Source organism: Pontixanthobacter sp. CEM42, assembly GCF_017812015.1.
In the GTDB taxonomy this organism is placed as follows: Bacteria; Pseudomonadota; Alphaproteobacteria; order Sphingomonadales; family Sphingomonadaceae; genus Pontixanthobacter.
In genome coordinates this window covers 2,083,821-2,095,968 of sequence record NZ_JADQTN010000001.1, presented here as the reverse complement: position 1 = coordinate 2,095,968, position 12,148 = coordinate 2,083,821, and the positions used below count along the sequence as shown (strand labels likewise).

11 protein-coding genes are annotated in these 12,148 nt (G+C 54.5%); 4 read left to right on the top strand and 7 right to left on the bottom strand.

The window, feature by feature from the left end:
* Positions 1-15: 15 nt before the first annotated feature.
* Positions 16-123 (bottom strand): enoyl-CoA hydratase, encoded by a 108-nt coding sequence (locus J9777_RS09915; RefSeq protein ID WP_209346776.1) that lies wholly within the window; start codon positions 121-123, stop codon positions 16-18.
* A gap of 970 nt (positions 124-1,093) precedes the next feature.
* Here J9777_RS09915 and J9777_RS09910 point away from each other — a divergent pair.
* Positions 1,094-2,761: a hypothetical protein gene (locus J9777_RS09910; protein ID WP_209348526.1), complete on the top strand. Its 1,668-nt coding sequence runs from the start codon at positions 1,094-1,096 to the stop codon at positions 2,759-2,761.
* Between the two features lie 327 nt (positions 2,762-3,088).
* Here J9777_RS09910 and J9777_RS09905 read toward each other — a convergent pair whose 3' ends face one another.
* Both J9777_RS09905 and J9777_RS09900 read right to left on the bottom strand, forming a co-directional pair.
* Positions 3,089-3,880, bottom strand: coding sequence for a hypothetical protein (locus J9777_RS09905; RefSeq protein WP_209348525.1), 792 nt, complete (start codon positions 3,878-3,880; stop codon positions 3,089-3,091).
* Positions 3,881-4,157: 277 nt separating this feature from the next.
* Positions 4,158-4,814 (bottom strand): hypothetical protein, encoded by a 657-nt coding sequence (locus J9777_RS09900; protein WP_209348524.1) that lies wholly within the window; start codon positions 4,812-4,814, stop codon positions 4,158-4,160.
* Positions 4,815-5,127: 313 nt separating this feature from the next.
* Between J9777_RS09900 and J9777_RS09895 the strand changes: the two genes are divergently transcribed.
* Positions 5,128-6,003 (top strand): TIGR00730 family Rossman fold protein, encoded by an 876-nt coding sequence (locus tag J9777_RS09895; RefSeq protein WP_209348691.1) that lies wholly within the window; start codon positions 5,128-5,130, stop codon positions 6,001-6,003.
* 6 nt (positions 6,004-6,009) lie between these two features.
* Here the strand turns inward: J9777_RS09895 and thiD are convergent, their stop codons facing one another.
* From thiD to glmM, 3 genes are all read right to left on the bottom strand, one after another.
* Entirely contained in the window at positions 6,010-7,146 is a 1,137-nt protein-coding gene (gene thiD / locus J9777_RS09890; RefSeq protein ID WP_209348523.1) for a bifunctional hydroxymethylpyrimidine kinase/phosphomethylpyrimidine kinase, read from the bottom strand.
* 79 nt (positions 7,147-7,225) lie between these two features.
* Entirely contained in the window at positions 7,226-7,450 is a 225-nt protein-coding gene (locus J9777_RS09885) for a DUF1272 domain-containing protein (RefSeq protein WP_209348522.1), read from the bottom strand.
* Positions 7,450-8,787: a phosphoglucosamine mutase gene (gene glmM / locus J9777_RS09880; protein WP_209348521.1), complete on the bottom strand. Its 1,338-nt coding sequence runs from the start codon at positions 8,785-8,787 to the stop codon at positions 7,450-7,452. The genes J9777_RS09885 and glmM overlap by 1 nt, the downstream gene beginning before the upstream one ends.
* 99 nt (positions 8,788-8,886) lie before the next feature.
* Here glmM and J9777_RS09875 point away from each other — a divergent pair, with 99 nt between their 5' ends.
* Together J9777_RS09875 and J9777_RS09870 are read left to right on the top strand one after the other, a co-directional pair.
* Complete coding sequence (locus J9777_RS09875; RefSeq protein WP_245228567.1) at positions 8,887-10,140, top strand: dicarboxylate/amino acid:cation symporter; 1,254 nt, start codon at positions 8,887-8,889, stop codon at positions 10,138-10,140.
* A gap of 95 nt (positions 10,141-10,235) precedes the next feature.
* Positions 10,236-10,850: a superoxide dismutase gene (locus J9777_RS09870; protein ID WP_209348520.1), complete on the top strand. Its 615-nt coding sequence runs from the start codon at positions 10,236-10,238 to the stop codon at positions 10,848-10,850.
* A gap of 63 nt (positions 10,851-10,913) precedes the next feature.
* On the opposite strand, the gene J9777_RS09865 is transcribed toward J9777_RS09870, so the two are convergent.
* A complete protein-coding gene (locus J9777_RS09865) occupies positions 10,914-12,101 on the bottom strand; it encodes an AI-2E family transporter (protein ID WP_209348519.1) in 1,188 nt (395 codons plus the stop codon).
* Positions 12,102-12,148 lie beyond the last annotated feature (47 nt).

Sequence of the window (12,148 nt, the reverse complement as noted above, 5' to 3'; positions counted from 1 at the left end):
AGTTGTCGGTTGCGCTTAGACAATCAAGGTTGGCGAAGCCGGGACAATGGCGGTGGCCATGGCAACAGCCGAGAGAGCAATTGCGAAAGCGGCGGCGAAGAGGCGGTCAATGTTCAGGGTCATCGTGTATTCCTTTCAGTGTGTTCGTTTGCGGGACGATCCCGCTTCGTGCCCAACCTCAGCAGGAGGTGTGCCAGTTTTGAGAAATGGCAGAATTCAGGGGTTTTTGGGATTCGCCCGACCGAGACCCACCTGCACCAATCCGAAAGGTTGGGGAATTTTCCCGATAGGTGGGATTGGCGTTACAGCCTCCAGTCCATCCGCTCCTCGCTGGAAACTTATCAAGGCAGGCGGACCGCTCACAGATTGGCTGGTAAAGGCAATCTACTTCCGTAACAGGGGTGGAAAGCGGACGTTCGAGAGGGCGGCTAGCCGAAGCTTCCAGCTCTTGCTGAAAGTGCGTCCTGAAGCTGATCGATTTCTCCAGTCTGCCAGACAGGGTACGCGCTTCCGACAAGGTCAATTCCAAGCATACAGCTCGCCTGAGTTTCGTATCCCTGCGTAGACTTTGCGATAGCCACATAGCTGTCGACATCCAAGCGCCACCAAAATTTGTTTTGCTCGTCTGCGTAGATCAGGAAGGAAGGGAATGGTCGCCTACTCATTTTGGAAGTCTTTCTGCGCGCTTCGTTCAATTGCTCGTAGAGCACATGAGGAAGTTCTAGCGGCCGACCAGCATTGATTTTGACCGAACGCCAGAACTTCCATGTGCCCGATTAGAGTTACCGATGGAGCTAGGAGAGTCCAATGGTATAAGCCTAATCCTATGCCGCCTCGGGGAAGCGGCAAGTGCAACAAAAAAATGTACTCAGACCAAATATGGGTTCAAGTAACCAGCTTGATTGCCCAAGTGAGTAATTCTCTCAATCGCCCATAAAATATGAGATTTTTATTCAATCAATAAAAGTTTTAAACCGCTATTGTAACGTTACAAGGCAATGAGCATTGCGATTTCATACATTTACGATTAAGAATATCAGTAGTGAGGGCTCTTTCTTAACGGACGTTAAGGCCGTTAATGCAGGAGTTTGTGATGTCGATCAAAGCTGTCGGCGATTTAAACCCAGATGCCGCTTTGCGAATCGAAGTGGGCTGCATCCTAATCGATCCGCTCTTTATGCGCTCGCCGATTCAAGCGAAGCTCCTGAACTTCTTATGTGAGCGCGCTATCGATGGGGACCAAGACCTGACACAATATGCAATTGCAGTTGATGGTCTTGGCAAACCCGATGATTACGATCTTCAGAACGATAGCTATCCGCGTGTTCAGGTCTCACGGCTCAGATCAAACTTGGCCAACTATTACAGCAGGCAGGAGCCATTGAACGAGCATTGTGTGTACATCAAGCAGGGCGACTATCGCCTCCGGCTCGGAAGCCGAGAGATGGCCTATCCCTCTGGCAAACTGCGAGCCCATTCGGAGCCCGCTAGCGCCACCGATTCTCCTTCAGAGATCGATCCAAATCAAGTGTCCCCTTTGGCAACGCAACGGTCAAGCCGCCGTTCCCGAAAGCTAGTAGCGACCGTCGTCGTTACCTTGGCGGCAATCGTTTCTGTGGGCTTGTTCTACGGATTTCAGAAGGAAACGCCGGATGGCACACAATTGCCCCCTGCAATAGAACTGATGCTCGTCACTGATCAACAATCCAGTGCGCGAAACGATATCATTGAGATCGAAGAAGATGTCGCCAGACTTGCCCGCCTACAACTTAATCAGTCCTTTGTTTCGAATTTAATCGAGAGCTCACACTCCGAAATGCGAGAGGAGGATTACCTAGTCAAAATCGATCTTGGCGAAGGTACAAACTCGCCTGAGGCCGCAATAAGCTTACGCTCCGATCAAGACGAAGTGCTTTTCGTAGCAAGTGTTCCATTTCATGGAGACAGGGAGGCTTTCTTAAGGTCGATCTCATCGAACCTTGTCTATTTGATTGCACCGAGCGGCGTCATCGCAAAACGCGAACTCTCGCTTATTCACGGTGAACCGCAATCGGCGTATCAATGCTTCATCAGCATCGAAGGCAACCGAGCGCGTGCGGGAAAGATGACGGCGTTGCTCAATTCTTGTGTCGATCGCTATCCAAACGATAAGTTTGCATCCTTTTGGTATGCTCGCAAAGCCTACATGGCATATCAGCGTGAAATCGCAGCTGGATTGTCGGTGTCCCGCAAATCGCCAGCGTGGCACTATGTCAGCCAAGCTCTACAAATTGACGAACACAATGCATTCGCGAACTTCGTCGCCGCGAAAGTAAGCGCAGCAGAAAGTTCATGTGAAGCATCACGAATGTTTATATCCCGTGCTATGGAGAGGGGCAGCAGCTACCCATCTCTAATGGCAGCTTCTGAAGCAGAGGCCGGTGGCTGCAGCGCGGCTAGCAAGCAAGAGGCCGACGCCGAGCGTAAAGACGTAGAGGCGTTGATCGCGCAAAATCCAGCGCCCGATGTACTGCTTCACGTGCATATGATGATTGCCGCGCTCACAATTGAAGACACAGCTCTTGCGGTCGATGCCGCTGACAAGTTGGTAATTGGCGAAGCCTCTAGCTCAGTCGAACGAGCTTCAACACTTTTGCGGAGAGCTATTTTGGAGCCCGGCTTTTTTGCAGAACACGAAAAGGAAACGCGAGAGATGGTTGCTCTATTCGTCTGGAATGAAAGTGCCCGTCGCAAAATCACCGGTCGATTGAAGGCAAAATAGAACATTGCAAAACGGACATGGTTCCTGAACGTGCCGAATGTCCGCAAATGGGTCGTGAGCTGACATTCGGCTTACCTAGGTTTGCTCAATAAAGCGGACAGTCGGCAAATGACGCAGTTTGCGGACATTCGGTTTTCGGTCCAAATTCTGCATTTTCTACAACAGATCTTAGGCCCAAACATCGAAATTTTTGCCAAATCGTCCAATCGCTTGGCTTGGCGCAGCCAACCGATAACTCGGCTTAGATACAATTAAATCAGCCGAAACAGCGATTCCAAAGTCGCATCTGACAGACCGTGACGCAGCTTTTTAGACTTGCAACGTACTTTAGTGATCATCGCGACTATCACTGCTTGAGGCCGTTTGTTTGTCAGGTTCATCCTGGCCGGTGGTCTTTGGCTTGCCCGAACCGTCGTCATTTGGCGTTGGCGGCGAACCGATAATATGGTCCGTTGGCGCTACGCCACCCGTGCAGTTGGCTTCGAAAGAGTCTATCTTCCTGCTAAAGTGTAGATGTGTCGTTTCAATTTCGACCGTGAATGGGATTTCTTCCATGGAACGATATCGCATCGATGTAAAATCAGATCCCCAAGGGACCTTTATTTTGTAGCTATGCCAAAATGTTACGACAATTCGGCCCTTGACCTTACCTCTAAACGGGGTTGTCGTTATAATGCCGCTAGCTACGACTCTACGTCCGGGCTTGATTGTAACTTCAGTCTTACTTCCAAATTCCATCTTCTCTTCATGGCTGTCTGTTGTCTTGCCACCGACCTTTGCAGCCACTGTGACAGAGTTAGACGCCGAAGCTGAGCCTTCACCGCCAGCTTCGGCTTTCCCGATTTTCCCGGCTACACCAACGGTAAACGTGTCAGATACAGAAACTTCGGCAGACAAGGTCCAAGTGACTTTTCGGGTGTCGGTAAACTTGAGCGTCAAAGTGTCTTTGATGTCGGACTCGGTGCAGTTGTCAAGGGAACTCGCAGTTTCACGGACTGTTGATTCGGAATGGTCGGTGGCCTCCATCTCAGAAGAATCTATGATGTAATCAGTCGAAACCACTTCTATTTCGTGGGAGTTGGTTGTGAATTTTAGCTCCGCATCAAGTTTTTTCTTCATTCTCTCCTTGAGATATTCATCAACTAATATTGGCCTTGGCATCACAGAATCCCCTAGATCCGCAGTATTGTCTCGGATAAATTAAATGCAATAAATATTCCAAGTGTACAAGCACTACTCCGATCTACTCAAAATAGACTGACATGATTCGGTGACTCATCTGTCGTCCCATTTCACCCCCCACGAGCTGACGCTGGGCGGCGATGCAACGCATTCTGGCAGCTAGATCTATTTTGCTTCTAAGAACGGCCATTCTGCCAACGACCCAGTTACGGCGCTAGCATTCGTACCCGTGCTTTCGCAGAGAGTGATAATACTCTTCCTTGGTTTTTTCCATTGGTATGCGAGCAATCCGGGCGCAGATTGCAGGCAGCGTGCTTGTTCCAGCATTTGGGTTTGCGCCCAAAGACAATAGCGCGTGAAAGGTTTCAAAATTCACGCCCGCAGCGAGGACAAGCGGAACTTGGCCCAACTCGTTTTCGTCGCCAAGTGCATAGCCACACTCGCGCAGGGAGGAGATATCGTCAGACGTTCCGCGTACCGCAGTGTCATGTACAACAGTAGAGTATCGATCGAAGATGCTATTCCCTTCGATAGGAGCAAACCTCCTCGAAATATCCGACGATCCTGCACAAGCTGCAGCAGCAAATAGCTCAGCATCAGCAAACGAAAGGATTGCTCTGATCGGGTATTGGCCGTCGCCTTGCCTCACAAACGGATCAGCGCCAGCGGCTATGAGTTGGCCGATCAGTTCATGATCTGGTTCAGCCGCTTTCGTGGCGCGATAAAGAGGGGTGTGGCCGTCTTTATCGACAGAGTTGATACTTTTGGCGATGTCTTGATCCGATAATTGTTTCCGCTCAAAGCGTGCAAGGAACTCATCTGAGCCGCTTGGGGGCGTTACCATATCACATGACGCAGCTAGAAAGCCCAAAAAAACCAAGAGTCTACTGAACGACCACATCGCAGTTCTTGTGACGCAGAAGTTTCAAGAAGGCAACGTCCGCTTCCCACCCCAATTGCTGACGGTAACTTACGACTGACGCTGGGTCGATTGCGGACCAGCGGCTTTGCGGCTTCGGTGCAATTCTCAATGTGGGAGCAAATGAGGGTATAAAACGCAGGCGGCTGCACAAAATAACTATTTAACAAATAGTTGGGAGCCCAATATGGATCCTCACGGGGCATCCAGCTTTTCGCCGCATCTCGTGCTTGCCCGCTGCGCGTGGGCCGCCTATCTTACCGACATGACAGATAAAAATGATGATCACGATCTAAGTGACCGCAAGTTCTATCCTGCCGAAGAAGAGCAGAAGTTCTACGAAGCTGGACCCAAAAGCACCCCGCAAACAGAGCACCCAGCTTACAAATTAGCATTCCAGGACCGCGACTTCCTACTCCGCGAAGAATTGCGACCTGTGCGGTTCCAGTTGGAATTGCTGAAGCCAGAAATGCTGCTTGATGAGGCAGGCGTTGGCTCGACATTGGTGATGTACGGCTCGGCGCGGATTCCGTCGCCCGAAGCTGCCGAGGAGCTGGTCGCGAATGCGCCCGAGGATGGCAAGCAGGTTGCAAAGAACCTCGCTGCCAAGGCAAAATATTACCAAGAGGCCTACACGCTTGCCAAGATGGTTAGCGAGAAGGCGATTGTCGAGAATGGCAAACGACAGTTCGTCGTCACATCTGGCGGTGGTCCGTCGATTATGGAAGCGGCCAATCGCGGCGCATCGGAAGCCGGGGCGGAATCGATCGGCCTCAACATTATCCTGCCGCATGAGCAGGCACCGAACAGCTATGTGACGCCCTATCTTTCGCTCAACTTCCACTATTTCGCACTACGCAAAATGCACTTCCTACTGCGCGCGCGCGCGGTCGCGGTATTCCCGGGTGGTTTTGGCACATTCGATGAATTCTTCGAGCTGCTGACGCTCATCCAGACGGGCAAGATGAAGCGCATTCCAATTGTGCTGTTCGGCAAGGATTTCTGGACTCGAGTCGTCAATTTCGAAGCGATTGCCGATGAGGGCACGATCAGTCACAAGGATCTGGAACTGATCCATTGGGCCGAAACTGCCGAAGATGCATGGGCGCATATCGCCGAGTTCTATGAACTGGAGCGGTAGGCAGCTCTAGCCAATCCGCCACGGCGGGTAGCGGCGATCCTCGCCGGCTTGATAGAAACAGACGCGATTGCCACTTGGGTCGCTGATCCAGCTTTCGCGCCAGTTCCAGCTTTGGTCCTTGGGCGGCAGGCAGGCGATGCCCTGCTCGCGCAGTGCGCCAGTAAAGGTGTTGACGTTGAGACATTCGAAATAGACCGATGTGCCGCCAACTTCGCCGTGTCCGGTTGAAATTGATAGCGTAGCGCCGCCGGGGCTTTCGAAGCGGGCGTATCCATTGGACGGGCTATCGACCATTTGGTGCAACCCGATGGCGCGGTAGAATAGCACCGCTTCCTCATAGTCGCCGACCGCCAATGTGATCTGGTTGAGACGGGGTTCGCCGGTCAAATCCATGCGGACAGCTTGGTGGCCAAGCGGGCCAGACTTCGCGCCAAAGCCGGGAGCATCATGCAGCGCGAGGCGGACGAATTCGCGTGAACGGGCTACGGCCTCTTCCAATTCCATGCCGAAGCCGAGGAATGTCGCAATAGCGCTGGAAAGGGTGCAGCCGGTGCCGTGCGTGTGGCGTGTTGCAATTTTGGGGGCGGACCAGACTATGTCATCCTGCCCCGGCCGGACCAATCGGTCGGCAGCATCCGCGCTGTTGGCGTCTCCGCCCTTTGCCAGATAGGCGGCGCCGCGTTCCACCATCGTGACGTCACCATCTAGTGCAGCCAACTCGGCGATATTGGGTGTCGTCAGTGTCGCTATTTCCATCAAACGTTCGAACGCGGCGATTGTATCATTGTCGGCTAGGACAGAGCCGCTGGTCGCCACCATGACCGGATCGAACACGATCGGAATCCCGAGATTTTCAAGCCGGTCCGCCACGACATGTGCAATCTCGGGAGAGCCAAGCATCCCGATCTTCACTGCATCCGCGCCAATGTCCGAGATGCAGGCATCGATCTGCGCACCCACAAATTCCGCCGAGTGGGTTTCTACTCCATGCACACCAAGCGTATTCTGCGCGGTAGCCGCCGTAATTGCGGTCATCGCGTAGCCGCCTAGCATGGTGATGGTCTTGATATCGGCTTGAATACCAGCCCCGCCCGAACTGTCCGATCCGGCGATGGCGAGTATTCGTGGTGGCGGCTCTGTCATAGTCTGCCCATGCCGTTCGCATCGAGCGCAGTCGAGATGCCAGCCGCTTGTGTCTCGACTGCGCTCGACACAAGCGGGGTCACCCTTTGAACTTTCGCTCAGTGCTGGCCGGATACTTCTCTTGGAGTTTCTTTGAGCGGGTCGGGCGGTCCATCAATTCACCGCCGCAATTGGGGCAGATATCATCGACATCGTCAGCGCATTCGGCGCAAAAGGTGCACTCGAAACTGCAGATAAATGCTCCCGGAGCATGAGCGGGCGTGTCCGCGCCACAGCGCTCGCAATCGGGGCGCATTTCCAGCATCAGGTAACGTCCCGGACAGCGTCACAAATACGGTCCACTACCCGCACGACTTGAGCCTCGTCATCGCCCTCCGCCATAACACGGATGACGGGCTCTGTGCCCGATGGACGGATGACCAGACGACCAGTGCCTTCTAGTTCTGCCTCTGCTTCGACGATCACTGCTTTGACGGTCTCGTTTTCCAGCGGCGCGCCGCCTTCGTAGCGGACGTTCTTGAGTAATTGCGGCACAGGATCGAACAAATGCATCAGCTCGCTGGCTTTCTTGCCCGAGCGGACCAGACTGGCCAAGATGCGCAGCGCAGCCGTTGTTCCATCACCGGTCGTTGCATAATCGAGCAAGATTACGTGGCCCGATTGCTCGCCGCCGACATTGAACCCGCCTTCACGCATCTTCTCCAGCACATGGCGGTCGCCCACCTTGGCGCGTTCCAGCTTCAAACCCTGCGATTCCATATAGCGTTCAAGGCCGAGGTTTGACATTACCGTTGCGACCAAACCGCCGCCGGTCAGTTCGCCCTTTTCCGCCATACGTGTCGCGATCAGCGCCATCAGCTGGTCGCCGTCGACAGTTTGGCCCTTTTCGTCGACAACAATTAGCCGGTCTGCATCGCCATCCAGCGCGATCCCGATGTCGGCACCTTCTTCGACGACCTTGGCTTTGAGAGCATCAAGCGATGTCGAGCCGACGCCGTCATTGATATTGGTGCCGTTTGGATTGACGCCGATTGCGATCACTTCCGCGCCCAGTTCCCAGATCGCCGATGGCGCTACCTGATAGGCTGCGCCATTTGCGCAATCGACCACGACCTTCAAATCGTCGAAGCGGGTTTCGTCAGAGACGGATTGTTTGACAGCGTGAATGTAACGGCCCTGCGCATCGTCGATACGGCGCGCGCGGCCGATCCGCGGGGCAGGGGCAAGTTCTTGCTCACCCATAATCGCAGCTTCAATGGCTAGCTCGTCTTCGTCTGACAGCTTAAAACCGTCAGGCCCGAACAGCTTGATGCCGTTATCTTCGTAGAGATTGTGGCTCGCAGAAATCATCACGCCCATATCGGCGCGCATTTCTCTGGTCAGCAACGCAATCGCGGGCGTTGGTAGCGGGCCGGTCATAATCACATCCATGCCGACGCTGGTAAATCCGGCCACAAGCGCGCTTTCCATCATATAGCCGGACAGACGTGTGTCCTTGCCGATCACCACCCGGTGCCGGTGGTCGCCCCGCATGAAATGACGGCCCGCAGCCTGTCCCACGCGCATGGCGATCTCCGCCGTCATCACACCCGTATTGGTGCGTCCGCGAATGCCGTCAGTACCGAAAAATTTGCGTGCCATAGCGTGATTCTAGCCCCATAGATTTGCCACAGGCTTCTGGCGCTATTACGCCCGAATGTGAAGGGCTTGAACAGAAAACGAGCCAAGAGGGGCAATCATTTGAACGACACGACACACGAACCGCTGGAATTGGTCTCGATCAAGCTTCCAGTGTGGTGGACCCTTGGCGGATTGATCGCCGGTTTGACCGCCGGCTTGCTGCTCGCCGGCAGCGAGTTTCTCGAATCGGTCGCGAAGCCGGTTAATCTGGTAGGCACGCTGTGGCTGCGCGGTTTGCAGATGACGATTATTCCGCTCGTCGCTGCTTTGCTGGTGCTGGGCATTTCGCAAATGGCGCAGGCCGCGCGGGCTGGCGCGACTGCACGGCGGATGATGCTGTTGATCTTTGGCGTGTTGCTCCTGAGTGGGCTGGTGACAGCGATATTTATGCCGATGCTGCTTGCGGCGTTCCCGATACCCGAAGCTGCCTCAGCGATGCTGGTTGCGGATCAGGTCGAGAAGCAGCAAGTGCCGGAGATATGGCAATTCCTTGAATCGCTGATCGCACCCAATCTGATCGCGGCAGCCGCAGAAACGGCAATGTTGCCGCTGACGCTGTTCTTCGCGTTGTTTGCGATTGCGATAGCGCGTTTGCCTGAGGCGCAGAAAGCGACCCTGATCGGGTTCTTTCATGCGCTTGCCAATGCGATGCTGACCATTATTGGCTGGGTTCTGTGGCTAGCGCCTATCGGTGTATTCGGGCTTGCGGTCGGGGTGGCAGCGCGGAGCGGCGGCGGAGCATTTACGACTTTGGCGCACTACATTCTGGCGGTTTCGGCGATGGGGGCATTTGTGCTCGTCGGTGCTTATCTTCTGGCGATGATCGGTGGACGGATGTCGCCAGTCAAATTCGCTCGTGAGATGATCCCGTCTCAGGCAGTCGCGATATCGACACAGAGTTCACTGGCGAGCCTTCCGGCAATGCTTGCCAGTGCTAAGCGGCTCGGCATTCGTGATGCGACCGCAGACTTCGTACTGCCACTTGCCGTGGCGATTTTTCGCGCGACCAGCCCGGCGATGAATATCGCGGTGGTAATCTATGTTGCGACTTTGGCAGGAGTACCGCTCTCACCAGCGATTTTGATCGCCGGTATTGCAGTCGCGTTCATCATAAGCGTCGGGTCGGTCAGCCTCCCCGGTTCGATCAGCTTCGTCGTTTCGATTGGCCCAATTGCCTACGCAATGGGCGTCCCGGTCGAGCCGCTGGCTTTGCTTGTTGCAGTCGAAATGCTGCCCGATATTATGCGAACGCTGGCCAATGTGACGATGAATGTCGCGGTAACCGCGACGGTCGATCGCGGCGAAAGCGAGTAGTCCATCACGCTTTGGTGAATTTTCTGCAACCCTTTCGCTTTCCATGCGTTACATCATCAACCAACCAAACCTGATACTGAACAGAGGGAAATATCATGGCTTTTTCACTACCCGCACTGCCTTATGCAGACACCGCATTGGACCCTGCAGTTTCTGCTGAAACATTGTCCTTCCACCACGGCAAACACCACCAGGCCTATGTCGACAAAATGAATGCCGCGATTGCCGGCACCGATCACGACAACGCGGCTCTCGAAGATGTTGTCGCTGCCGCGCGCGGTTCAAACCAAGGGCTGCTCAACAATGCAGCGCAAACCTGGAACCACGCGTTCTACTGGCACTCAATGTCGGCAGAAAACACTGCTGCATCTGACGATCTCGCTGCAAAAATTGACGCAGCTTTCGGTTCGATGGATGCGTTCAAGGAAGAACTCGCGGCGCGCGGCCTTGGCCACTTCGCCAGCGGTTGGGTGTGGCTCGCCGAAAAAGACGGCAAGCTTTCCATCGAGGAAACCCATGATGGTGACACGCTGGCCGATAGCGATTTCAACCCGCTGCTGACCATCGATGTGTGGGAGCATGCCTATTATCTGGATCACCAGAACAAGCGGCCTGCCTATCTCGATGCGGTAATCAACGGCAAATTGAACCTTGCCTTCGCTTCGGAAAATCTGGCGCGCGGCACGACATGGAAGTTCGCTGACGCGTAAGTTCTAACCAACAATCGGAAGAGCCCGCTCTGCGATTATGCAGGGCGGGCTTTTTTGTGTGCTTTACGCGGCGTGGTCGGTGGCGTTCTCGTCCAAGCCGAGCGCCATCAAATTAGTCGCGAATAGCGGCTCGCCGAAAATGAAGCCGACCAGATTGGGCTTCCCGACATGATCGAAGAATGCGGTCAACATCAGCAAGATTGGCACAGAGAGTAGCGCGCCGAATACGCCCCAGATCCAAGAGAAATAGCTGAGCGCGATCAGGATCATTACCGGGTTCATGGTGAAACGAGCGCCCAGAATAGATGGAGTCAGCACGTTCGACTCGATTGTATGGAGCGCCAGATATGCGGCGGCTGGAATGAAGCCGAGCACCAAAGTTTCCGCGGTGCCGATGCCGAACAAAGTCAACACGGCGGTCATGATCAGCGGGCCGATATAGGGCAGGAAATTGAGGAGCGCGGCAAGTCCGCCCCACATCACCGGCGCCTCTACGCCTAGCATCCACGCGCCGAATGCGACGACGATACCAACGCAGCCGTTAATCCATGCGACTGTGAGAATGTAGGCCGCGACCCTGTCCTGAATTTCGCGCATCACGCGTGCTGCCTTGATGCTGGTGCCATAGGAAGCGCGATCGAACAGTAAGTGCCGGCGCAGACGAACACGCGCCTCGATCATAAAGAATGTCATCAACAACGTCAGCAGCGTCTCGAGCAGCAAGCTTGGCGTTGCGAAAGCCAATTGCTGGATTACTGAAGGGCTGGCGAGGACCACTTCGCGCGCGCCGGATTGGCCCATCAGCGCGGAGAGTTGCTCATTGGCCATCGCCATCCATGCGAACTCATCTTGCAATTCGGAGAACCGCTCGGCGACGGTATTGGCCATAGCGGGTACGCTATCGAACAAAGCGACAGCAGGCTGCAGGATCAATGCCAGTGCCAGCAATAGGACGGCGAAAAATGTCAGCAAGGCAATCAGCGATGCAAGAATGTTGGGCACACCCCATCCTGCCAGTTTGTCCGCCAGCGGTGACAGAATGATTGTAAGAATGATCGCCGTGGTGAGCGGCAGAAATACAACCGAACCAATAGACAGAACGAAAGGAAGGGCCAAAAACAGACCAAAGCCGAGCAGCAGAACGAGCGCCGATATCAGCCGCAATTCTTGCTGGGCAAACGCCATACGGCGGCTCGACCGTGGCCGGTTGCCGCCTGAACTGGCTTGCTGATTTGGTGTTTCCCCGCTCATCGCGCTCCTATGTGGTGCGAATTGTTCGATTGAGCAAGCGACTTCAC

Bases quoted from the DNA above. Each gene is read 5' to 3' on its own strand.
- J9777_RS09915 (WP_209346776.1), bottom strand. From the start codon at position 123: ATGACCCTGAACATTGACCGCCTCTTCGCCGCCGCTTTCGCAATTGCT.
- J9777_RS09910 (WP_209348526.1), top strand. From the start codon at position 1,094: ATGTCGATCAAAGCTGTCGGCGATTTAAACCCAGATGCCGCTTTGCGA.
- J9777_RS09905 (WP_209348525.1), bottom strand. From the start codon at position 3,880: ATGAAGAAAAAACTTGATGCGGAGCTAAAATTCACAACCAACTCCCAC.
- J9777_RS09895 (WP_209348691.1), top strand. From the start codon at position 5,128: ATGACAGATAAAAATGATGATCACGATCTAAGTGACCGCAAGTTCTAT.
- thiD (WP_209348523.1), bottom strand. From the start codon at position 7,146: ATGACAGAGCCGCCACCACGAATACTCGCCATCGCCGGATCGGACAGT.
- J9777_RS09885 (WP_209348522.1), bottom strand. From the start codon at position 7,450: ATGCTGGAAATGCGCCCCGATTGCGAGCGCTGTGGCGCGGACACGCCC.
- glmM (WP_209348521.1), bottom strand. From the start codon at position 8,787: ATGGCACGCAAATTTTTCGGTACTGACGGCATTCGCGGACGCACCAAT.
- J9777_RS09870 (WP_209348520.1), top strand. From the start codon at position 10,236: ATGGCTTTTTCACTACCCGCACTGCCTTATGCAGACACCGCATTGGAC.
- J9777_RS09865 (WP_209348519.1), bottom strand. From the start codon at position 12,101: ATGAGCGGGGAAACACCAAATCAGCAAGCCAGTTCAGGCGGCAACCGG.